Origin of the sequence: Massilia timonae CCUG 45783 (genome assembly GCF_000315425.1) — a bacterium.
Classification (GTDB): domain Bacteria; phylum Pseudomonadota; class Gammaproteobacteria; order Burkholderiales; family Burkholderiaceae_D; genus Telluria; species Telluria timonae.
Genome location: NZ_JH992922.1, coordinates 1,381,292 through 1,404,768, shown reverse-complemented (window position 1 = coordinate 1,404,768; position 23,477 = coordinate 1,381,292). Strand labels below are relative to the sequence as shown.

Below are 23,477 nucleotides of genomic sequence, written 5' to 3'. Positions count from 1 at the left end.
CAACGCCGTGCGATCAGCGGCCGTCGCGGTCGAAATCGCCCGGAATCGCGCGCTCGACGCGGTGCCAGCCGGCGCGGGTGGCCGACTTGGCCTGCTCCCACTTCAGCCGCGAGTTGCCCTTCGAGCGTTCCCACTCGCCGGCCAGGTGGCTTTCGTTGGCGTCATAGCCGCCATCGTACTTGCCATAGCTGTTGTAGCCCAGCGCATAGGCCGGCGCGTAGTCGTCGTAGGTGTAGCCCGGCGAGTAATAAGGCTGGGTCTGGTACTGGGTGCGCCAGTACTCGTTTTCCTCGTGCGGATTGACCATGTGGCCGACGCCCTTGCCGGCCGCGCCGCCCGCCAGGCCGCCGATCGCCGCGCCCGCCGCCACGCCCAGCGGGCCGGCCGCGGCGCCGATGATCGCGCCCGCGGTGGCGCCGCCACCGGCGCCCACGCCCTGCGCCAGGTTGTGGTCATGCAGTTCGTCGGTGGCCTTCGGATTGACGACCTCGCCGGCGCCACGGCCGGCCGCGCCGCCAGCCAGGCCGCCGACCACGGCGCCCGCCGCCATCCCGATCGGGCCACCCACGGCGCCGACCGCCGCACCGGCGGCTGCACCGGTGCCGGCGCCCACGCCCTTGGCCAGGTGGTGTTCGGCGAGATCGTCGCCGGCCTTCGGATTGACCACTTCGCCCACGCCCTTGCCGGCGATGCCGCCCGCCACGCCGCCGACCACGGCGCCGGTCACGGTGCCGATCGGACCGGCCACGGTGCCGACCGTGGCGCCCAGCGCCGCGCCGCCCGCGATGCCCAGACCGGCGCCGATCACGTGCGAGCCGCCCTGCTTGGTCCACGATTCCTGGATGTGGGCCGCGTCTTCATCGGAGCGGGTATGCACGCCCATCACGATGCCGCCGTTCTTGATGCCTTCTTCATAATGCTTGGCGCGTTCTTCGGGGATGCCGGCGCCGATCAGCGCGCCGATCAGGCCGCCCGTGATGCCGCCCGCGCCGGCGCCGGCCAGGGCCGCCGCCAATGGACCGGCGACGACCACGCCCAGGCCCGGCAGCACCAGGGTGGTGCCGACCGCTGCGATACCGGCCAGCACGGCGCCGATGGTGCCGCCAATGCCGGCGCCGATGCCGGCGCCTTCGGCCGCCTTGCTGCCCAGTTCCGTATCTTTATCGGCGAAGTGGGTCTGGCGGGTGGTGTCGGACATCATCAGGTTGACGTCGTCGCGGGTATAGCCGCGATCGGACACGGTGCCATAGGCGCGCTCGGCGCTGGCGCGGTCCGGGAACAGGCCCGTGACCATGCGCTGGTTCTGGTTCTGACGAGTGGTGTCGTAGCTGCTCATGACGAATCCTTTCTGGTAGTTGGGGTGGCCAGGCGCTGTGAAGCGGCGCTGCCAGGGACATCCACCTTATGCCGCTCGTCTTTATGGCTCTGTTCGTTCACGCACGCTTGCGCGCTGACCCGCCGCATTCCCCGGTGGAGCCTGGCCGACAACGGACCGGTGCATGAACAGCGATGCAAAAACGCTATCTAACGTGAGTTGCCGCACCGACCTGATGGGGGAGCATCTCTAGACTTTTTCCCATGGTCACGGCAATTGTTGGGCCTGGGGGTATGTCTTTTTACTTGAGGAGGAAGCAACCATGTTATTCATCATCTGGATCGTCGTCGGCGGCATCCTGGGCTGGCTTGCCAGCATGGTCATGAAAACCGACGCAGAGCAAGGCATCATTCTTAACGTTGTCGTAGGTATCGTTGGCGCCTTCCTGGGCGGCTGGCTGCTGTCGCCGCTGTTCGGCACCGGCACCATCAACTCGGACGACTTCAGTGTCGCTTCGCTCCTGGTCTCGTTCCTGGGCGCGGTCATCCTGCTGGCCATCGTGAATCTGCTGCGTCGCGGTCGCGTTCGTTAATGAGTGCGAAACACCGCTCCTAAAAACCAACGCCACGCGCGTTGGTTTTTTTTCCTTCGTGGTTTTATTGATGAGCCCAAAAATGTTCTGGACAGTGTTGATCACGATCGCCGCCACGCTGGTGCTCGGTGTGCTGGCGCTGAATTTCATGCCGAGCGAGAAACAGATCGAGCGGCAACTGACACGGCAGTACGACACCCACGACCCGCAATTTCGCCGCTCGATGGGTGTGCTGCTCGGTCCCCCTATACTTGAAGGAAACAAGGTCGAGGCCCTGATCAATGGCGACCAGATCTTCCCCGCCATGCTGGCCGCGATCCGCCAGGCGGAAAAGTCGATCAACCTGGAAACCTATATCTACTGGTCGGAATCGATCGGCAAGGAATTTTCCGAGGCGCTGTCCGAGCGCGCCCGCGCCGGCGTGAAGGTCCATGTCATGCTCGACTTCATGGGCAGCATGAAGATGGACAATGCGCTGGTGGATGACATGAAGAAGGCCGGCGTGCGCGTGCAGCGCTATCACAAGCCGGTCTGGTGGAAGCTGGCGCGCATGAACAACCGCACCCACCGCAAGCTGCTGGTCATCGACGGCAAGATCGGTTTTACCGGCGGGGTCGGCATTGCCGACCAGTGGCGCGGCAATGCAGAAGACGAGAATCACTGGCGCGACAGCCACTTCAGGATCGAAGGCCCGGTGGTTGGCCAGATCCAGGCGGTGTTCAACGACAACTGGACCAAGGCTACCGGCATGGTGCTCGATGGTCCCGACTACTTCCCGGCCCTGGAGCCGAAAGGCACGATGCCGGCCCAGATGTTCTCGAGCTCGCCGACCGGCGGCAGCGAGAGCATGCACCTGATGTACCTGATGTCGATCACCGCCGCGCGCGAGACGATCGACCTGTCGGCGGCCTACTTCGTGCCGGACGACCTGACCATCCGCACCCTGATCGCGGCCGCGAAACGCGGCGTGCGGGTGCGCCTGATCACGCCGGGCCCGATCATCGATTCCGACCTGGTGAAAGCCGCCTCGCGCGACCGCTGGCCCGAGCTGCTCGACGCCGGCGTGCAGATCTCGGAATACAAGCCGACCATGTACCACGTCAAGACGCTGATCGTCGACAAACTGCTGGTATCTGTCGGTTCGACCAATTTCGACAACCGCTCGTTCAGCATCAACGACGAGGCCAACCTGAACGTGCTGGACGAAGGCTTCGCGGCGCAGATGAGCGAGATCTACGAACAGGACTGGGCGCGCGCCACGCCGGTGACCGAACACAAGTTCGCACAGCGCCCGTGGTGGCAGCGCATGAGCACCTGGGCGGTGTCGCTGATCGACAAGCAGCTGTAGTAAACACGGCGAAACGAGGCTAAAACGGAATTTGCTTGCGCGGCCGAAATAGCGGTTGACGATCCTGCATGGGATTACCATACTCATGGACGCTCCAGAACCTGTTTCGGCAGGTGGGGGGAAGCTGATGGCGATGCATGGCAAGTGTGGGCAAGGCGCGAGGAGGCCGCATGGCGGCGCCATGCAACGACGAGCAACGCCGCCCACGCTTGCCAGGCGCGCCAGCAGCGACTCCTACCTACCGAGACAGGTTCTTAGTTCATGAGTTTCCCTTCCCAACCAGATCACACGCGCATGAAACAGACTCTTCTCTCGCTCGCCATCCTGAGCAGCTTCGCCGCCCACGCGGACGAAGGCATGTGGATGCCGCAACAGCTGCCACAAGTGGCCAAGCAACTGAAAGCCGCCGGCCTCAAGCTGGATCCAGCCAACCTGACCAAGCTGACCGAGTTCCCGATGGGCGCCATCGTCAGCCTGGGCGGCTGCTCGGCTTCCTTCGTGTCGCCGCAAGGCCTGGTGGTCACCAACCACCACTGCGTCTACAACAGCATCGCCGTCAATTCGACGCCGGAGCGCGACCTGCTGAAGAACGGCTTCCTGGCCAAGACCATGGCCGAGGAACTGCCGGCATCGCCAGGCAGCCGCATCTTCGTCACCGACGAAGTCACCAACGTCAGCAACCAGGTCATCACCCCTGAAGTCGCCAAGCTGACCGGCAAGGCCCGCATCGACGCCATCGAGAAGAACCAGAAGACCCTGGTGGCGGCCTGCGAACAGGATGCCGGCTACCGCTGCACCGTGGCCAGCTTCTACGGCGGCCTGGAGTTCTACCGCCTGAAGCAGCTCGAGATCCGCGACGTGCGCCTGGTGCACGCGCCGGCCGACGGCGTGGGCAAGTTCGGCGGCGACACCGACAACTGGATGTGGCCGCGCCACACCGGCGACTACGGCTTCTACCGCGCCTACGTCAGCAAGGACGGCAAATCGGCCGAGTTCTCGAAGGACAACGTGCCGTACAAGCCGAAGCACGTCATCAAGCTGGCGCAAGACCACGCCAAGGAAGGCGACTTCGTGATGGTGCTGGGCTACCCTGGCCGCACCAACCGCCACCGCCTGCCGTCCGAAGTGGCCTTCACCTTCGACTGGAACTACCCGGCCTTCGTGCAAGCATCTAGCGAGACCCTGGCCATCATCGACCGCGAGACCAGGAACGACCCGGCCGCGCGCCTGAAATACGCCGGCCAGATCGCCGGCGTGAACAACTACTACAAGAACCGCAAGGGCATGCTGGTCTCGTACCAGAACAGCGACTTCTTGCAGCGCAAGACCGCCGAGCACAATGCGCTCAAGGCCTGGGTAAACGCCGATGCGGCGCGCAAGGCCCAATACGGCGCCGACATCGAAGCGGCCGAAAAGCTGATCGCCGAACGCGACGCCGGCACCAGGAAAGGCTTCTTCCTGACCTACGCGCAGCCGAAGTTCCTGAGCTCGGCGCGCACGTTGTACCGCCTGGCCAACGAGCGCGCCAAGCCGGACACCGAGCGCAAGACCGGCTACCAGGACCGCGACCTGCCGCGCCTGACCTCGGTCATCGAAGGCCAGGACCGCACCTACGACGAAAAAGTCGACAAGGCGCTGGTGCTGAACTTCCTGAAGCAGTACAACGCGCAGCCGGCCGCCGAGCATGACGCGGCCTTCGACGCCGCCCTCGGCATCAAGCCGGGCATGAGCGAAGCCGAACTGAAGTCGGCGCTGGACCGCATCTATGCCGGTTCCAAGCTGGCCAGCAAGGAAGAGCGCACCGCGTGGCTCAAGAAATCGCCGGCCGAGTTCAAGGCCTCGAACGACAGCTTCATCAAGGCCGCGGTCGCGATGTACGACGCCGACATCAAGGACGAGGAAAAAGGCGAGGAAGCCGCCGGCAAGATCCAGCAAGCCTACGGCAACTACATGAAGGCCAAGATCGCCTACATGAACAGCCGTGGACAGGCGGTCTACCCGGACGCCAATTCCACGCTGCGTGTTACCTTCGGCAAGATCGCCGGCCGTGACGTGGGCGCCGACGGCACCACCGGCTGGACCGCCTTCACCACCGTGGCCGGCGTGACCGCCAAACACACCGGCGAAGGCGAGTTCGATGCGCCGGACAACCAGCTGGCCGCGATCCAGGCGAAGAACTTCGGCAAGTATGCCGATCCGAAGCTCAAGACCCTGCCGGTCAACTTCCTGGCGACGCTGGACATCACCGGCGGCAACTCGGGTTCGGCCGCGCTGAACGCCAAGGGCGAGCTGATCGGCCTGGCCTTCGACGGCACCCTGGATTCGATCATCTCGGACTGGGACTTCAACAAGGCCATGACCCGCTCGATCCAGGTCGACACCCGCTACATGCTGTGGAATATGAAGGAAGTCGACAAGGCGGATAATCTGCTGAAAGAGATGAACGCGCTGTAATCGTTCTTTCTTCCTTCAAGGGCCGCGTCACCGCAAGGGGCGCGGCCTTTTTCATGGCGTTTCGCGCAGTCCATTCCGCCGTTTCGCCCGCCTGTCGCGCACGCCGCGACGCGCCGCGGGCCGCTCGCTACACTCGGTTCAAACAGTTTCGGGAGAGCGAGATGAAGAACACCCTGGTGTGCTGCCTGGCCGCGCTGGGCATGCTGTGCGCGGACGCCTCGGCACAGGACAGTAGCGATGCGAAGCGGCTGGCCGGCGCCCGCGCCGCGGTCGAAGACCTGCAGCGCATCGTGGCGCCGCACGGCGTGCAGGAATCCTATACAACCCGCATCGGCGGCATCGACCAATGGATCAATGTGCGCGGGCAGGACCGCGCCAATCCGATGATCCTGTTCGTGCACGGCGGCCCGGCTTCACCCATCACGCCGACCATGTGGCAGTTCCAGCGCCCGATCGAGGAGTTCTTCACGGTCGCCAACTACGACCAGCGCGGCGCCGGCAAGAGCTATGGCGAGACCGATCCCGCCATCGTGGGCGAGACGATCCGCATCGAGCGCTACGTCGACGACCTGATCGAGGTGGCCGAACACCTGCGCGGGCGCTACGGCCAGCAGAAGCTGGTGCTGATGGCGCACAGCTGGGGCACCGTGATCTCGATGGCGGCGTCGTTGAAACGCCCCGACCTGTTCCACGCCTACGTCGGCATCGGCCAGGTGATCAGCGTGCGCGAGAATGAACGCATCAGCTTCGAATATGCGCTGGAGCAGGCGCGCATCCACGACGACAGGCAAGCGTTGAAGGAGCTGCAGGCGATCGCCCCCTACCCCGGCAAGCGGCCGATCACGCGCGAGCGCATCGTCGCCGCGCGCAAGTGGCCGCAGCACTACGGCGGCCTGTCGGCCTGGCGCAGCGAATCGACCTATTTCTTCAAGGGCCCGCTGCTTTCGCCCGACTACACGATGGAGCAGGTCAAGGCCATCGACGCCGGCAGCCTGCTCACGCTGGGCCGGCTGCTGCCCGAATTCGTCGAGGTCGATTATTCAAGCGTGAAAGCGTTTCCGATCCCGGTCGTGATGTTCCTGGGCCGGCACGACTACACGACGCCGACCGCGCCGCTTGAGTCCTGGCTGGCGCAGGTGAAGGCGCCGTCGAAGCGTGCGGTCTGGTTCGAGCGTTCGGCCCACATGGCGCCGTGGGAAGAACCGGGCAAGACCCTGGTCAGCCTGCTGGAGTACGTGCGGCCGCTGGTGAAGTAGGACGCATCATCGCGGCCAGTTCGGACACGATCTGCTGGCCCAGCTGGTAGATGTGGAAGCCGTCGACGAAGCCGTGGTGGGCCTGCACCGAGAACGGCAGCACGAGCTTGCCGTCCGCTCCGTCGCGGAAGCGTCCCCAGGCCAACGAGGGAATATCGGAGCGGCCGACGCGGGTGGTCGGATGCTGGATCGCCGTGAACTCGAGCCACGGGATGCAGGTGACGAACACCTGGTCCTTGGCCTCGCGCGGCGACAGCGTGGCGTAGCGCTGGTTCAGCCCGGTCATGTTCGACGCGGCAATGCCGGCCGCACGGCCGCGCGCGACGAATTCGCGCAGGTCATCCGACCAGTCGAAGGTCGCGAAATTGAGGTCGTCGTCGAGGTTCTTGACGGTGAACGACGGGATCAGGCGCTCGATGCGGATCACTTCGTCGTCGTGGATGCGATAACGGAAGTTCTCGATCTTCAGGACCGAGCGCAGCACCGCGCACAGCAGCACGTGGAACGGCGCCAGGTCCTGCTGCTTGCACCACGGGCGAAAGTCCGGCAGCTCGAGCGGAAAGCACAGGTTGACCGACGGGCTGTCCATGCCGTCGAACAGCGCGAAACGGTCGCGCCGTCGTTCGAACTTGTCCATCCTACTTTGCCTTGTTCAGGCGGCTGTTGCGCATGCCGTATCCGAAATAGGCCACGACCGCCACTGCCATCCAGATGAAGAACACCCGGAAGGTTGCGGGCGACAGGTCTTTCATGATGTACAGGCAGGCCAGCACCGACAGGCCCGGGATCACGTAGGGGCCGAACGGCACGCGGAAGCCCGGCGGCGCGTCCGCGCCCTGGCGCTTGCGGATCACCGGCACCGCGATCGAGACCACCATGAAGGCGGTCAGGGTGCCCATGCTCACCATATCCCACAGGAAGGTGGAGTCGACGCTGCCAGCCACCAGGCCCACCACCACGCACACGATGATGGTGTTCTTCACCGGCGCCTGGGTGCGCGCGCTCACCTTCTGGAACACTTGCGGGATCAGGCCGTCGCGGCTGATCGCGTACAGGATGCGGGTCTGGCCGTAGATCGTCACCAGGGTCACCGAGAACACCGAGACCACGGCGCCGGCCGACAGCACCAGCGCCGGCCAGGCCTGGCCGGTCACGTTCTGCAGGATCACCGACAGGCCGGCCTGCTGGCCTTCGAACATATGGGCCGGCTGGGCGCCCATGGCGGCCACCGCGACCAGCATGTAGAACACGGTCACGATGATCAGCGCGGCCAGGATCCCGATCGGCACGTTGCGGCGCGGGTCCTTCACTTCTTCGCCGGCGGTGGCGATGGTGTCCAGGCCGATGAAGGAGAAGAACACGGTGCCGGCGGCGGCGGTCACGCCGGCCATGCCGGCATAGCCCGAGGCCTCGTTCATATTGAAGAAGGGCTGGAAGTTGTTGGCGTCGAATCCGGTGAAGGCGATCGCGGCGAAGAACACCAGGATCGCCAGCTTGATGATCACCATGATGGCGTTGGTGGTGGCCGACTCCCTGGCGCCGCGCACCAGCAGGAAGCCGCACATGATCACCAGGAGGATCGGCGGCAGGTTGATGTTCCCCGGATGGAAGGTCACGTTATGGTGGTCCGAGACGAACATCGGCGAGCGCAGTTGCTCCGGTATCTGCCAGCCGAACGCGTTCATCAAGAAGTTGTTCAGGTAGTCGGACCAGCCGATCGAGGTCGCGCTGGCCGCCAGCCCGTATTCGAGCAGCAGGCAGGCGGCGACGATGAAGGCCGCGAATTCGCCGACGGTGGCGTAGGCGAAGGAATACGAGGAGCCCGAGGCCGGCACGCGGCCGGCCAGTTCGGCGTAGCACAGCGCGGTCAGGCCGGCGGTCAGCGCCGCCAGCAGGAACGACAGCACGACCGCAGGGCCGGCCTTCGGCACCGCTTCGACCATCGTGAAGAAGATGCCGGTGCCGATCGTGGCGCCGACGCCGATCATGGTCAGGGGGAACAGGCCGAGCGAACGATGCAGGCCGGGCACGGCGCCGGCGACGCCGACGCTGGCGGTTTCCTCGTGATGGCGTGCTGCCGATTTGGTACGTAACAGCTTCTGGCCCAGGGTCTGGTTCACGGCGAGTCCTTCGATGCGCGGTAGTGATCGCGGCGACGGCCGCAGCTCAACAGTCTCAAAAACGAAGTTGCGATTATAGGTGAGTCCGCCTCCCTCGCAATAATTAGTTTAAACAAGGAGTTTAAATAAGCTGCATTTGCAGAGCATCTTTGATAGAATTCTTCCGTCGACTTGCCGTTGCCCGCACGCGAAGACCCACAGGCGGGCTTTTTTCAGCCTTCAAACATGCGTTTAAATTGCATCTATTAAGGAACTTCCATGATTTCCGCCGCTTCCCGCCCCTATATCGACGCTTCGGTTCCCGTCCTGCGCCAGCACGGTCCTGCCATCACGACCACCTTCTACGCCAGTATGTTCAAGGCCCACCCGGAACTGCGCCAGCTGTTCAATATGGGTAACCAGGCCAGCGGCGTGCAGCAGCAGTCGCTCGCCTCGGCGCTGTTCGCCTATGCCGCCAACATCGACAACGCGGCCGCCCTCGGCCCGGTGGTCAGCCGCATCGTGCACAAGCACGTCTCGGTCGGCCTGACCGCCGACAAGTACCCGATCGTCGGCTTCCATCTGCTGGGCGCGATCAAGTCGACCCTGGGCGACGCCGCCGTCGAACCGTTGATGAAAGCCTGGGAAGAAGCCTATGGCTCGCTGGCCAAGGTCTTCATCGACGCCGAAGCCAGAATGTATGCCGACGCCGGCATCGAGCCTGGCCATCTGCGTCCGATGCGCGTGACGGAAGTGGTACGCGAAAGCGAGAACGTGCTGTCGATCCGCTTCGTGCCGCAGGATGGTGAGCCGCTGCCGCCGTTCAAGGCCGGCCAGTACGTGAGCGTGGAAGCGATCTTCGACGACGGGTTCCGTCAGCTGCGCCAGTACAGCCTGTCGGATGCGCATGGCGTCGATTCGATGCGCATCTCGGTCAAGCGCGAGGAAGGCAAGGCCGACATTCCAGCCGGCGCCGTGTCGAACTGGCTGCACCGGAACGTGGAAGCGGGCGACATCCTGCAGGTGAGCCATCCCTTCGGCGACTTCCTGCCGGATACCGAGTCAGACGAGCCGGTGGTGCTGCTGTCGGCCGGCGTGGGCATCACGCCGATGATCGGCGCGCTGAACCGCATCGCCCTGGTCAATCCGCAGCGCCGCGTGATCTTCGCGCACGCCGCGCGCTGCGCCGCACACCATCCGCACCAGGCCGACGTCGCGGCGGCCCGGGCGCGCATGCCGAACCTGGAAGTGGTGACCTTCCATGAAGAGGGCGACGCTCCCGGCACCCTGCCCGGCTTCATGGACCTGGCGCGCCTGCCGGCGTGGCCGCGCAGCGAGACCAATGTCTATATGTGCGGCCCGCTGCCGTTCATGCAGGCGCAGTGGAATGCGCTGCTGGAAGACGGCGCCCCGGCCGAACGCCTGCACCGCGAAGTGTTCGGCCCGGACCTGCTGGACAACCTGATCTGATCAATCCAGCAGGTGCACCCGGTCGCCGGTGATGCTGCGCTGGGCCGGGTGGCCATACACGCGGATGCCGCCCGAGCCCGAGGTGCGGGCGAACAGCGACTGTTTCACCGTGGCGCGGATGCCACCCGAACCGCTGGCGCCGAGGTCGGCGTCCTCGGTTTTCAGGTCGGCCAGGTCGACGCTGGCCGAGCCGCTCACGCGGGCGCTCAGCGAGCGCACCGCGCCGCTGGCGTCAAGCGAGCTCGATCCGCTCAGATCCAGGCGCGCATGATCCCCCTTTACCTGCCCCAGGCGCATGCGGCTCGATCCCGACAGGGTCGCGTCGATGCCGTCGCTCTGCAGCCGGCTCGCGTCGAGCAGGCCCGAGCCGCTGGAGCGCGCATTCAGGTTGCCGACCTTGCCGCTCAGGCGCACTTCGGACGAACCGCTCTTGCGTACGTCGAGCGGCGTTCCAGCCAGATCGCTCACTTCGACGCGGGTCGCGCCGGAAGCGCGCACCTCGGAAAGACGCGGCACGGTGTACACGATGCGCAACGGAGTCTTGCTGCGCAGGCTTTTTTCGGAATAGATGCGCAGGGTGTCGCCCTCGGTCTCGGTGCGGATCAGCGGCAGCAGGTTGCTATCCGCCTCGACCACCAGCGACGGCGCCGGGCCGACACGTACCTCGACCGGCAGCGAGCCGCTCACGCTGATGGCCGGCAGTGCGCCAATCGCGCGCTGGTCGCGCGCGGCGACGCCGTTGCCTTCCTTCGCATCGCTGCTCCACGCGGTATGCACGCGGGTCTCGCCGTCGCCCGGAGCGACGATGATGGCGCAGCCGGTGAGCGCTGCAAGGGAGGCAAGGGCGATAAGGGTACGCATGGCAGTCCAATCAGGTTGTTGTTCGAGTGATGGCACTCTAGCAAGCCCCCTGCCCCGTCGCCATCTGCATGCGACGAACTGCGATAAAGCCGCGCTGGACTGCAAAAAAACGGCGCGAACGGATCAGCGCTGGCGCAGCCGCGTATCGCCGAACAGTTCCTTGTGCTCGCGCGGCTGCGAACGCCAGTACTGCGGCGGCGCGAACACCTGGTCGCCCAGCTCGGCCGCCGCATGCCACGGCCAGCGCGGGTCGTACAGCATGGCGCGCGCCAGGCCGATGACGTCGGCCTGGTCGCGCTGCAGCATGTCCTCGGCCTGGCGCGCCTCGGTGATCAGGCCCACGCCGATGGTCGGCAAGCCGGTCTCGCGCTTGATGCGTTCGGCGAATTCGATCTGGTAGCCCGGCCCCAGCGGGATCTGCTGGAGGGGCGAGACGCCGCCGGTCGAGACGTGGATGAAGTCGCAGCCCTGGGCCTTCAATGCGTGGGCGAAGCGCACGCTCTGCTCCAGGTCCCAGCCGCCCTCGACCCAGTCGGTGGCCGAGATGCGCATCCCCACCGTCATCCCCGGCACCGCCCCGCGCACGGCGGCCAGCACCTCGAGCGGGTAGCGCATGCGGTTCTCCAGCGAGCCGCCATACGCGTCGTCACGGTGGTTGGCCAGCGGCGACAGGAACTGGTGCAGCAGGTAGCCGTGGGCGCCATGCAGCTCGATCGCGTCCAGGCCTAGCGCCTGGGCGCGGCGGGCGGCGGCCACGAAGGCGTCCTTCACCCGCACCAGGCCGTCGGCGTCCAGCGCCAGCGGCACGGTCTCGCCGTCGGCATGCGGCGCCGCGGACGGGGCCTCCGTCTGCCAGCCGCGCGGCTGGTCGGGCGGGATGTTGGCGCCGCCTTCCCATGGCACTTCGCTCGACGCCTTGCGCCCGGCGTGGGCCAGCTGGACCGCGACCTTGATCGGGGAATGGCGGCGGATCGCGGCGATCACCGGCGCCAACGCGGTGGCGTGATCATCGGACCACAGGCCCAGGTCGTCCGGAGAGATGCGGCCTTCTGGGGTGACGGCGGTGGCTTCGATGATCAGGAGCGCGGCGCCGGACAGGGCCAGGTTGCCGAGGTGGATCATGTGCCAGTCGGTGGGCAGGCCGTCGACGGCCGAGTACTGGCACATCGGGGCGATGGCGATGCGGTTGGACAGCTCGAGAGTGCCCAGGGAATAGGGAGAGAACAGCTTGCTCATGGTGCCTCCTGCTTTTCAAGGAGGTCCAGTCTAGCCCGCCGGAAGGATTCGTGCAGAAGGCAAGAGAGCGAGCCGCGGCCCGCTCTTCTGTGCACTGCGCTTCAGTGAATGCGCACCACCATGATCCCGGCGCGCAGTCCTACTCGCACGTCGGGGTTGGGGAACACGACCAGTTCCTCGTCATGCTCGACCGTATAGACCGTGTCGCCATCCAGCGCGATCACCTCCCCACGTTTCATCGGCGTGAAGTTCCAGGTCTCGCGGCCCACGCGCATGCTGAACGCATCGGACAGCTTCATGATCGAGCGCGCCGTCGCGAACACGTGCGGCGCCGCCTTCGCTTCACCGGCAGGCTGCCCGCGCAGCAGGCGCTCCAGCGCCTTGGCCGCATCGGCGAACTGCGACAGGTCGTTCTGTCCCAGCGTGCCGACCCGCCCCAGCTCGACCGTGGTGCCGGCCGCGCCGAGGTGCTCGGACGTGAAGTAGCTGTAGGTGCCGGCGGAAGCCGGATTCATGATGATGGCCTGGATCCCGGCCTCGCCCATCCATGCGATCAGGCTTTCGCGGGCCCGGTCTGCGATCAGCTCGGGCACGATCGCGAACATCGGATAGTGCGAAGGCCGGATCGCCGTGTGCAGGTCGAGATGCCAGCGTTGCGGTCCGCTGCCTTCGAAGAAGGCGCGCGTGACGTCGATCAGCACGTCGGCGCGGCCGGCCTCGAAGGTCCCGGCCAGCGCACCGCGCTCGGCACGGAACATGCGGTTCAGGTCCGCATCGACGAAGCGCTTGGCCAACCGGATGGCATCGATGTTCCCGACGCACAGCATCAGGTCCACCGCCAGCGCTTCCGGCGTGCGCGACAGCGCCTCGACCAGCCAGGCGACCATCTCGATCGGCCCGGTCTCGTCGCCATGCACGCCCACCGACACCAGCACGCTGGGACGGCCGGCATCCGGCGTCGCCGCCTTGACGGTCAGCACGCCGGACGCCGGCTGCGCGACCGCAAAGCCGGCGCTTTCGAAGCGCTGCGCGACCGAGGCGAAATCCGCCTCGGCCAGCGCGCGCACTGCTTCAGGCAATGCGCTCACGATTCAGGCCGCCAGACGTTCCGGACTCAGGCCTTCGGACAAGGCCCACACGTCCAGCATCGCCTGCTCCAGGTCGGCCGGCTGGGCGAAGCCGGTCAGGCCGCGCGCGGCCATCACTTCCTCGACCGCCGCTTCCATATTGCCATCCTGGCCCGCACGCTCGATCACCTGCAGCAGCAGGCGCTGCTGGGCGCGGCGCAGCGACTGCAGCGCATAGTTGCGCAGCTGTTCCTGCGACTTGCTCTGCGCCGGCAGCTTCAGGCCCAGTTCCAGCGTATCGATGCCGACCTTCTGGCGCAGCACGGTGCCGATCTGCAGGAACTGCAGCAGGGTCATGCCGCCAGGGCGCTGCACCGACACGGCGGCGAACAGGAACGAGGCCTGCGATTCGATGATCTCGACCGCCTTCCAGGCCGCCGCGAACGGCACCGGCAGGCCGGTGTGGCCGTCGGCCTCCGAACGGATCTGCGGCGCCTGGCTCCCATCGGCCTCGGCGAACAGGGTCGACAGTTCCTTCAGGCCTTCCGAATTGGCCGGCAGCGACAGCACGCCTTCGACCACGGCGCGCAGCATGGCGCGGCTGCGGTTGTCGACCGCGACCGAGACGTCGCGCGGCACCACCAGGGCGTCATGGTCGAGCGCCTCGAATACCGGCGCCAGGTGCAGCGCCGCCCAGGCGCGCGCCCAGGCCTTGACCACTTCGGTCTCGTCGATGCGGTGTTCCAGCGCCAGGTCGCGCAGCATCAACGGGCCGCAGCGGTTGACCGCCTCGTTGGCCAGCACGGTGGCCAGGATGGTGTTGGCCAGCGGATGGTCCAGCGGATCGCGGGTCGCCACCAGCTGGGCCGGGAAGTAGGGACGCAGCAGCGAGTCGGCCCACACTTCATCGGTCAGCGGCAGCGCCGCCAGCGTGCGCTTGAAGCGGTTCTTGACGTTGGCGATCACCACCGCCAGCTCCGGCGCCGTCAGTCCCAGGCCCAGCGACTTGCGGCGCTGCAGTTCGACGTCCGTTGGCAGCTGCTCCAGCTCGCGCGAGACCGCGCCTTCGGCTTCCAGGTTGCCGATCAGGGCCATGTAGCCGTCGACCACCGCGCTATTGGCCTGCGCCTGCACTTCGCGGGTCAGCAAATGGGTCTGCAGCGTATTGTCGCGCAAGACCAGGCGCTCGATCTCGCCCGTCATCTCGTTCAGGATGCGGTTGCGGTCGCTTTCCGGCAGCTTGCCGGCGTTGACTTCGGTGTCGAGCCAGATCTTGACGTTGACTTCGTGGTCCGAGCAATCCACGCCGGCCGAGTTGTCGATCGCATCGGTGAAGATGCGGCCACCGGCGAGCGCGAACTCGATGCGGCCGGCCTGGGTCGCGCCCAGGTTGCCGCCCTCGGCCACCACCTTGCAGCGCAGTTCATTGCCGTTGACACGGATCTGATCGTTGGCGCGGTCCTTGACTTGCGCGTGGGTTTCGGTCGAGGCCTTGATATAGGTGCCGATGCCGCCGTTGTAGAACAGGTCGACCGGCGCCTTGACGATGCGGTGCATCAGTTCCTGAGGCGGCAGCGAGGTCTCCTCGATGCCCAGCACTTCGCGGATCTGCGGCGACAGCTCGATCGAGCGGGCATTGCGCGGGTACACGCCGCCGCCAGCCGAGATCAGGTTCTTGTCGTAGTCTTCCCACGACGAGCGCGGCAGCGCGAACATGCGCTCGCGCTCCTTGAACGACACCGCCACGTCCGGGGTCGGATCGAGGAAGATGTGGCGATGGTCGAAGGCCGCCACCAGCTTCAGCTGGCGCGACAGCAGCACGCCGTTGCCGAACACGTCGCCCGACATGTCGCCGACGCCGGTCACGGTGATCGGGTTGTTGGCCAGGTCGTGGCCCAGTTCGTAGAAGTGGCGCTTGACCGCTTCGAACGCGCCCTTGGCGGTGATGCCCATCTTCTTGTGGTCGTAGCCGTTCGAGCCGCCCGATGCGAAGGCGTCGCCCAGCCAGAAGCCGCGCTCCACCGCGATGCTGTTGGCGATGTCGGAGAAGGTCGCGGTGCCCTTGTCGGCCGCCACCACCAGGTAAGGATCGTCGCCGTCATGGCGCGCGGTCGCAGCAGGCGGAACGATCTCGCCCTGCACGCGGTTGTCGGTCACTTCCAGCAGGCTGGCGATGAACAGGCGATAGACTGCCTCGCCCTCGGCCGCCACCACCTCGCGCGGAGCGCCGGCCGGCATCTGCTTGCACACGAAGCCGCCCTTCGAGCCGGCCGGCACGATGACGGCGTTCTTGACCATCTGCGCCTTCACCAGGCCCAGCACCTCGGTGCGGTAGTCTTCCATGCGGTCAGACCAGCGCAGGCCGCCGCGGGCGACCGGGCCGCCGCGCAGGTGCACGCCTTCGAAGCGGCGCGAGAACACGTAGATTTCGCGGTAGGGACGCGGCTCCGGCGCCAGCGCCAGGTTGCTGGTGTCGACCTTGAAGATGATCTTCTCGCCGCTGTTCTGGAAGTAGTTGGTGCGCACGGTGGCCAGTGCCAGGTCGACCAGGGCCCCCATGATCTCTTCGGTGTCGGCATGGTTCACGCTCGGCAGGCCGGTCTTGAGGGTGGTCAGCTTGCTGCTGCCTTCGTTGCGCTCTTCAATGCTCAGGGCCGGGTCGAAGCGCTGGATGAAGCCGGCGACGAATTCCTTCACCAGGGCCGGCTGGGTGCGCAGGGTCTCGGCCATGTAGCGCACCGAGAATTTCGAGCCCAGCTGGCGCCAGTAGCTGATGTAGGCGCGCACCAGCTGCACTTCGCGCAGCGCCAGGCCGCCTTCGATGGTCAGGCCGTTCATGCGGCCGTCTTCGGCCTCGTCGTTGAACAGGGCGGAAAACAGCTCTTCGGCCACGTGGGCGATGCCCGGCTTGGCCAGCTTGGCGGCGCTCTCGGCGTCGACCGTCAGCGCGGTCACGTAGCGGCGCACGCCGTCCAGGCCGGTGTGGCGGTAGGTCTGCTCGCGGTCGACCGCGATGCCGGCGTTCTGCAGCGCCGGCAGGATGCGCGACAGCGACGGCACGGTCTCGCTCGAATACAGGCGGATCGAGGCGCCGGCGGCGTCATCGTTCTCGATGCGCGCGGTCACGCGGTCCGGACGGCATTTGGTGAGCAGCGCATGCACGTCGCGGAACGCGGTTTCGGGCGCGGTCGCGGTGACGAAGTTGACCGGCAGGGTCGGCACGATCTTGCGCATCAGGCTGCGCTGGCGGCTTTCGTCGACCGAGTTGATCAACTCGGCGAAGCGGTCGTGCCAGCCATCGAGCACGCCCAGCAGCGGACGCTGGATATCGCTTTCCAGGTCGAGCGGATAGCGCGCGGCGTGCGCGATCAGGTAGACGCGCGCCAGCGGACCGTCGGCCACCAGGGTCTGGACGTCGACGTCGCGCGCGCCCGAGCTTTCCTTCAGGGCGCCGGCCAGGCTGGCGGCCACCGCGGCGGAAAAGCGCTCGCGCGGCAGGTAGACCAGCACGTTCAGGTGGCGCTGGTAGACGTCGCGGCGCGCGAACACCTTCGCGCGCGGCTGCTTGTACAGCGAGACCACGGCGCTGCAGACTTCGGCCAGCCATTCCGGCTCGGCTTCCAGCGCTTCGGTGCGCGGCAGCGATTCGAGGATCTCGATGAATTTCTCGGCGCGGAAGCCCTCCTGGCGCACGCCGGCGATCGACAGCACGCGCGCCACGCGGCCGCGCGCGAACGGCAGGCGCGCCAGCGGAGTCGAGGTGGCGGCGCGGGTGAACAGGCCGATGAAGCAGTGCTCGCCCAGGATCTTGCCTTGCGCATCCAGGTCGCGCACGCCGATGAAGTCCAGCGGCGCGTCGCGGTGCAGGGTGCCGGCCACGTCGGCCTTGACGATCGACAGGTTCTCGGCGCGCAGCGACAGGGTTTCGAAGTCGCCCGGAATGCTGGCCAGGCAGGTGCCGTAGACCGGGTGCGCGGTATCCTTCAGCACGCCGATACGGCTCGGGATGTCGCGTTCGAGTTCGCGCGCGCCCGGCTTGACGACGTAGTAGGCGTAGCCGAACGGCTCGTAGCCTTCGTTCTTGGCCCACTCGAGGAAGGCCGCGACTTCCTGGCCTTCCGGGGTGCCGGCGGCAGCGGCGGCGGCGGCCACGGCGGTCATGCGGTCGCCCATGGCGACGGCGTCGCGCTGCACGGTGGCGGCGTCGTTGGCGACCATGCGCAGGCGCGCGGTCAGCTTGTCCAGTTCTTCGAACTGCAGTTCATCATTCAGCAGGCACAGGACGATCGATTCCAGCGGGCTGCCGGCTTCGCCGACCGCGACCACCACGCCCTGCCCGTCGCGGCGCACCGGCAGCACGGCGTTCATCACGCCGGCGGCGGTCAGGCGTTCGCGGCGCAGGGCCATCACGAAGGAGTCGACCAGGTAGGGGCGGTCGTCGTTCAGAATCAAGAGTGCGGTGGCGATGCCGCCGCGGCCGTCCGAATAGCGCATGGTGGCGATCTGGGCGCCGGGGCCGCTGCGCTGGGCCAGTTGCGAGAACCCTTCCACCAGCACCGGCGCCAGGCTTTGCGGCGCGGTGCCGGCCAGGTCTTCGTCGTCGAGCGATCCGATCCAGGCGGCGGTCAGGGCATTGACCTGGGCGCTGTCGGCGGACTGGTTGGCGTTGACCAGCGCGAGCGTCTGGTTGCGCAGATCGTTGGGCATGTCTTTCATCTTGCTTCTCCAAAGTTGTGTGCCTGGTGCGCCGCAAGCTCGTGGCCCAGCGCTGCCCTGCTTATCTAGGGCAGGGATCTCCCGCCCGAATACTACATCGTTACCAATCGTACAGCCCCGGCAATCCAAGGATGCGGGTAAGTTCTTCCAGCGCCGTCGCGCATTCGATGGCCAGCTGCGGATCGGCCAGGTCCTTCGGCTCGATGCGGTCGCGGTAATGTTGCTCGACCCAGGCCACCAGCCGCGCATACAGCGCCTCGGTCATGATCACGCCCTGGTGCATGGCGGCGGCTTCTTCGTCGGTCAGCACCACGCGCAGGCGCAGGCAGGCCGGTCCGCCGCCATTGCGCATGCTCTGGCGCAGGTCGAATTCGACCAGCTCGTCGATCGGGCCGCCGCTGGCGACCAGGCCGGCCAGGTAGTTGGCCACGGCCGGGTTCTCGCGGCACTCGTGCGGCACCACCAGCGCCATGCGGCCGTCCGGCTTGGACAGCAGCTGGCTGTTGAACAGGTAGCTGGCCACGGCATCGGCCACCGGCACCTGGCCGCTCGCCACGCGCACCGCCTGCAGCTCGGTATCGACGCCGGCCAGGGCGCGGCGCAGCGCGTCCAGGGCGCCCTCTTCGTCGGCAAACGCCTGCTCGTGATAGAACAGCACGTTGCCGTTGCCGACCGAAATCACGTCGTTGTGGAACACGCCCTGGTCGATCACGTCCGGATTCTGGGCGGCGAACACGGTGCGCGCCGGGTCCAGGCCGTGCAGGCGCGCGATCGCTTGCGACGCTTCGAGCGTCTGGCGCGCCGGGTATTTCCTGGGGGCCGGGGCCGACGGGTCGAACTCCACGCGGCCATAGACGAAGAATTCGACGCCGGCGGCGCCATGGCTGGCGGCGAAGCGCGTGTGGTTGGCGGCGCCCTCGTCGGCGAAGGCCGGCACCGACGGCAGGGTGTCGTGCACCACGAAACGATTGCTGTCGGCGAAGATCGCGCGCAGCGTGCGGGTCGCCTGCAGGTGCTCTTCGGAGCGGTGCAGCTTGTTGTTCAGGTTCGCTGCGGTAAAGTGCACGCGGCCGTCGAGCGAGTCGGCCGACGGGCTGACGGTGCCGGCGTTCGCGGTCCACATCGGCGCGGCCGACCAGGCGCAGGCCAGGATCACGGGCGCTTCGCGGTAGGCGCGCGCCAGGACGTCGGCGTCGGTGCCGGAGAAACCCAGGCTGCGCAGCAAGCGGAAGTTCGGACGGCCCTGCGGCGGCATCACCGCCTGGGCGAAGCCGCGCGCGGCCAGTTCGCGCATCTTGGCCAGGCCCTGCAGCGCGGCCTGGCGCGGGTTCGAGGCCGAGCGCACGTTGTTGAACGAGGCGACGTTGCCGAACGAGAGGCCGGCATAGTTGTGCGACGGGCCGACCAGGCCGTCGAAGTTGAATTCACGGGCGTCACGCATGCTCAGGCTCCTTGCGCCGGGAAGGCCAGGCCGGGCGACAGCTTGGCCGGCATTTCCAGTTCGGCCGTCTCGATCGAGGCCACCGGGTAGGCGCAGTAGTCGGCCGCGTAATACGCGCTAGGGCGATGGTTGCCCGACTTGCCGACGCCGCCGAACGGCGCCGAGCTGGCCGCGCCCGTGGTCGGACGGTTCCAGTTGACGATGCCGGCCCTGGCGCGCACGGCAAACCGCTTCCACAGTTCTTCCGACGGCGACAGCAGCGCGGCAGCCAGGCCGAATTCGGTGGCGTTGGCCACGCACAGGGCTGCGTCGAAGTCGTCCACGCGGATCACCTGCAGCAGCGGGCCGAACCATTCTTCGTCGGGGATGCCTTGTGCATCGGTGGTGTCGACGATGCCGGCGGTGACGAAGCCGGCGTCCTTGTCCAGCTGGCGCATCTGCAGCAGGATTTTTCCACCTTTCGTCGCCATGTCGGCCTGCGCCTGCACCAGGCGCGCCGCGACGGCGCTCGAGACCACCGGTCCCATGAATGGCTGCGGCTCGGCATTCGATGGACCGACCTGCAGGTTCGCCGCGACGTCGACCAGGCGCTTCAGGAAGGCCTGGCCCGCTTCGTTGTCCTGGATGACCAGGCGGCGCGCGCAGGTGCAGCGCTGGCCGGCCGAGATGAAGGCCGACATCACGGTGTGGTGGACGGCGGCGTCGATATCCAAGGGGTTGTCACTGAGATCCCACACCACCAGCGGATTGTTGCCGCCCATTTCCAGCGCCAGCATCTTGCCCGGCTGGCCACCGAACTGTTTATGCAAGGCGGAGCCGGTCTGGCTGCTGCCGGTGAACAGCACGCCATCGACCAGCGGTTCCTGGCCCAGCGCGATGCCGGTCTCGCGGCCGCCGTTGACCAGGTTCAGCACGCCCTTCGGCAGGCCGGCCTTCTCCCACAGTGCGACGGTCTTCACCGCCGTGCGCGGCGCATACTCGCTCGGCTTGAACACGACGGTATTCCCGGCGATCAGGGCCGGCACGATGTGGCCGTTCGGCAGGTGGCCGGGGAAGTTGTATGGGCCATACACGGCGAACACGCCGTGCGGACGGTGACGCAGCACGGCATTGCCGTCCGCGACCTTGGCCAGGCTTTCGCCGGTGCGCGCGCTGTAAGAAAGGACAGAAATGTCGATCTTGTTGGCCATGGTCGCAACCTCGGTGCGCGCTTCCCACAGCGGTTTGCCGACTTCCTCGGCGATGGTCGCCGCCAGCTCCTCGGCGTTCTCTTTCAGCAGGTCGCGAAAACGGGTGGCGATGGAGATGCGTTCTTCGAGCGGGCGCAAGGCCCAGGCTTCGAAGCTGTCGCGCGCCGCCTGGGCCGCGCGCGCCACGTCTTCCTGCGTCGATTCGCTGCTGGTCCAGGTCTGGCGGCCGGTCGACGGATCGACGGTGGCCAGTTCGCGACCGCTGCCGGCGAGCCACTCGCCGTTGATGTAGTTCGAGAGATTAGCCATGGGAAGTCTTCCTGGTATTGAGTGTCAGGGTGCGCACGTTGTCGCCCGCGCTGCAGCCCAGCTGGGCCAATTCCTCGGGCTTGAGGACCACGCTGGTGGCGCCCGGCACGGCGCGGGTCAGGATCATCCGGAAATCGCCGAGGCGGGTGTTCGACACCAGCATGTGCTCGGTGTCCGGGGCAGCGTCATGGTCTTCGACCGGCAGCCCTTCGGCCGCCACCGCCAGCACGCTGTCGCGCACCGCGCGCAGTTCGGACACGCGGCCCTGCAGCACCGGACCGGCGTCGAAGATGTCGACGTAGCCCTCGTAATGCATGCCTTCCTGCTCCAGCAGGCGGCGCGCCGGCTGGGTCGAGGTGTGCACCTTGCCGATCACGTCGATCGCCGATTGCGGCAGGTAGTCGACGTACAGCGGCTGGCGCGGCATCAGCTCGGCGATGAAGGACTTCTTGCCGATCGCGGTCAGGCCATCGACGTGGTTGAAGTCCATCTTGAAGAAGTGGCGGCCCAGGCCTTCGTAGAACGGCGAGTCGCCCGCCTCGTCCTGGTAGCCGCGCATCTCGGCGATGATCTTTTCGGTGAACAGGTGCTGGAACTGGGCGATGAACAGGAAGCGGCTCTTGGACAGCCACTTGCCGTTGAAGCCGGCGCGGTACTGCGGCAGCAGGAACAGCGAGCACAGTTCGGTCGAGCCGGTGAGGTCGTTCGACAGGTACAGCGTCTCCATCCGGGTGAACACGTTCAGCTCGCGGCTGCAGTGCACCAGGGTGCCGATGCGGTAGTTGTAAAACGGCTCGGTCAGGCCGACCGCGCCCTTGATCGCGCACACGCCGGCGATGCTGCGGTCCTGGGTGTGCTCGAGCACGAACATGTAGTCGCGCTGCTCGGGCGGGATGGTTTGGGCGAACGAGGCCTCGGAGGTGGCCAGGCGCTGGCCCAGCATCTCGGGATCGGGCTTCAGCGTCGTCATGCCGCTGCCGGCCTGGCGCGCCATCTCGATCAGGGCGTCCAGGTCGGAGGTCTTGGCGGAACGGATCACGAGCATGCGGGTTCTCCCTGGATGCGCACGCACACCACTTCGTCGCCCGGCGCCACGCCCAGCGCCTGCTGGACGTCACGCGGCAGCGCGATGGTGTGCGCATGTTCGATCGGCGCCGTGCGCACGGTCACGGCGCGGAAACCGTTGTCGACGGTGGCGACGGCGTAGTCGACAGGCGCCACATCGGGAGCAGGTTCATGCCCCTGAGCAGGCCCCGCGCCCACGCGCAGCTTGTACGAGGCGCAGAACGAGCGCAGCGCGTTCTTGTGCGCCTGCAGGATCGGGCCGCCGTCGAAGATGTCGATGTATTCGTCGGCTTCGAAGCCTTCTTGCGCCAGCAGGTCGAAGGCCATCTGGCCGCCGGGATGGATCTGGCCCAGCGCCGCCTGGGCGTCGCCCGGCAGCAGCGGCACGTAGACCGGATAGTGCGGCATCAGCTCGACGATCAGGGTGCGGTTGCGGGCGCCCTCGATCAGGCGCTCGGCCTCGAGGAAATCCATCTTGAAGAACTTGCGGCCCAGCGCATTCCAGAACGGCGACTGGCCGTCGGCATCCAGGCGCCCGGCCAGCGGCACGAAGAAGCGGTCGCCGAAGCGGTGCGGCGCCAGCATCGCATACAGCAGGCGCGCGCGCGACAGCAGCGCGGCCTCGACGCCGGCGCTGTCGCGGTGGCGCAGGAAGAAGCCGGACAGCTGCGAATAGGCGGTCAGCTCGGAGCACAGGGTCAGCGCGTGCACGCTGTGGCTGATGTTCAGGTCGCGCGAGACCTGCTGGATCACGTCGTTGCGGAACGCGAAATAGGTGCCGTTCGAGCCGGCCGAGGCGTGGATGATGGCGGTGCCGACCACTTCGCGCGAACGCAGGTCTTCCAGCACGAACAGGTACGACTCTTCGCTCGGGATATCGACCTGGGCCGCGAACGAGGCGATCGAGCGCTCGACCGCCGCGACTATGCCTTCACGCGTGCGCGGGAGCGTGTGCACGCCCGGCATCGAGATGGCCGCCATCGCTTCCAGCGCGCCGATATCGGCGCGATCTACCGGACGGACAACATACATGTGTACTCCCTGGTGATACGTAAGTG

Annotated in this window: 16 protein-coding genes; 5 read left to right on the top strand and 11 right to left on the bottom strand. The window is 66.7% G+C overall.

Annotated elements, in window-relative coordinates; genetic code table 11:
• Positions 1 to 13: 13 nt before the first annotated feature.
• Positions 14 to 1,336, bottom strand: a complete 1,323-nt coding sequence (locus tag HMPREF9710_RS05885) for a hypothetical protein (protein WP_005664751.1) — start codon at positions 1,334 to 1,336, stop codon at positions 14 to 16.
• Between the two features lie 301 nt (positions 1,337 to 1,637).
• Between HMPREF9710_RS05885 and HMPREF9710_RS05880 the strand changes: the two genes are divergently transcribed.
• The 4 genes from HMPREF9710_RS05880 (at position 1,638) to HMPREF9710_RS05865 (ending at position 6,965) form a co-directional block, all read left to right on the top strand.
• On the top strand, positions 1,638 to 1,907 hold the full coding sequence (locus HMPREF9710_RS05880) for a GlsB/YeaQ/YmgE family stress response membrane protein (protein WP_005664749.1): 270 nt from the start codon (positions 1,638 to 1,640) through the stop codon (positions 1,905 to 1,907).
• Between the two features lie 82 nt (positions 1,908 to 1,989).
• Positions 1,990 to 3,255 (top strand): cardiolipin synthase, encoded by a 1,266-nt coding sequence (cls, locus tag HMPREF9710_RS05875; protein ID WP_005664746.1) that lies wholly within the window; start codon positions 1,990 to 1,992, stop codon positions 3,253 to 3,255.
• A gap of 294 nt (positions 3,256 to 3,549) precedes the next feature.
• Positions 3,550 to 5,709, top strand: coding sequence for a S46 family peptidase (locus HMPREF9710_RS05870; protein ID WP_005664744.1), 2,160 nt, complete (start codon positions 3,550 to 3,552; stop codon positions 5,707 to 5,709).
• 161 nt (positions 5,710 to 5,870) lie between these two features.
• The gene (locus HMPREF9710_RS05865; protein WP_005664742.1) at positions 5,871 to 6,965 is read left to right on the top strand and encodes an alpha/beta fold hydrolase; all 1,095 of its coding nucleotides are present in this window, start codon (positions 5,871 to 5,873) and stop codon (positions 6,963 to 6,965) included.
• Here the strand turns inward: HMPREF9710_RS05865 and HMPREF9710_RS05860 are convergent.
• Both HMPREF9710_RS05860 and HMPREF9710_RS05855 read right to left on the bottom strand, forming a co-directional pair.
• Entirely contained in the window at positions 6,928 to 7,602 is a 675-nt protein-coding gene (locus tag HMPREF9710_RS05860; protein ID WP_005664741.1) for a CatA-like O-acetyltransferase, read from the bottom strand. The genes HMPREF9710_RS05865 and HMPREF9710_RS05860 overlap by 38 nt on opposite strands.
• 1 nt (position 7,603) lies before the next feature.
• Positions 7,604 to 9,085, bottom strand: a complete 1,482-nt coding sequence (locus tag HMPREF9710_RS05855; protein ID WP_005664739.1) for an APC family permease — start codon at positions 9,083 to 9,085, stop codon at positions 7,604 to 7,606.
• Between the two features lie 258 nt (positions 9,086 to 9,343).
• Between HMPREF9710_RS05855 and HMPREF9710_RS05850 the strand changes: the two genes are divergently transcribed.
• On the top strand, positions 9,344 to 10,534 hold the full coding sequence (locus HMPREF9710_RS05850) for a globin domain-containing protein (protein ID WP_005664736.1): 1,191 nt from the start codon (positions 9,344 to 9,346) through the stop codon (positions 10,532 to 10,534).
• Here the strand turns inward: HMPREF9710_RS05850 and HMPREF9710_RS05845 are convergent, their stop codons facing one another.
• The 8 genes from HMPREF9710_RS05845 to HMPREF9710_RS05810 form a co-directional block, all read right to left on the bottom strand.
• Complete coding sequence (locus tag HMPREF9710_RS05845; RefSeq protein ID WP_005664734.1) at positions 10,535 to 11,395, bottom strand: head GIN domain-containing protein; 861 nt, start codon at positions 11,393 to 11,395, stop codon at positions 10,535 to 10,537.
• Between the two features lie 123 nt (positions 11,396 to 11,518).
• The gene (locus tag HMPREF9710_RS05840) at positions 11,519 to 12,631 is read right to left on the bottom strand and encodes an NADH:flavin oxidoreductase/NADH oxidase (RefSeq protein ID WP_005664732.1); all 1,113 of its coding nucleotides are present in this window, start codon (positions 12,629 to 12,631) and stop codon (positions 11,519 to 11,521) included.
• 101 nt (positions 12,632 to 12,732) lie between these two features.
• Entirely contained in the window at positions 12,733 to 13,719 is a 987-nt protein-coding gene (locus tag HMPREF9710_RS05835) for a succinylglutamate desuccinylase (RefSeq protein WP_005664730.1), read from the bottom strand.
• Between the two features lie 3 nt (positions 13,720 to 13,722).
• Entirely contained in the window at positions 13,723 to 18,414 is a 4,692-nt protein-coding gene (locus HMPREF9710_RS05830; RefSeq protein ID WP_005664727.1) for an NAD-glutamate dehydrogenase domain-containing protein, read from the bottom strand.
• 100 nt (positions 18,415 to 18,514) lie between these two features.
• Positions 18,515 to 19,855: an N-succinylarginine dihydrolase gene (gene astB / locus HMPREF9710_RS05825; RefSeq protein WP_005664725.1), complete on the bottom strand. Its 1,341-nt coding sequence runs from the start codon at positions 19,853 to 19,855 to the stop codon at positions 18,515 to 18,517.
• A 2-nt stretch (positions 19,856 to 19,857) separates the two neighbouring features.
• Positions 19,858 to 21,354 carry a succinylglutamate-semialdehyde dehydrogenase gene (gene astD, locus HMPREF9710_RS05820; RefSeq protein WP_005664723.1) on the bottom strand — a complete coding sequence of 499 codons (1,497 nt, stop codon included), beginning with the start codon at positions 21,352 to 21,354 and terminating at the stop codon, positions 19,858 to 19,860.
• On the bottom strand, positions 21,347 to 22,399 hold the full coding sequence (gene astA / locus HMPREF9710_RS05815; RefSeq protein WP_005664722.1) for an arginine N-succinyltransferase: 1,053 nt from the start codon (positions 22,397 to 22,399) through the stop codon (positions 21,347 to 21,349). The genes astD and astA overlap by 8 nt, the downstream gene beginning before the upstream one ends.
• Entirely contained in the window at positions 22,390 to 23,451 is a 1,062-nt protein-coding gene (locus HMPREF9710_RS05810) for an arginine N-succinyltransferase (RefSeq protein WP_005664720.1), read from the bottom strand. Before HMPREF9710_RS05810 ends, astA begins: the two co-directional genes overlap by 10 nt.
• Positions 23,452 to 23,477: the final 26 nt, after the last annotated feature.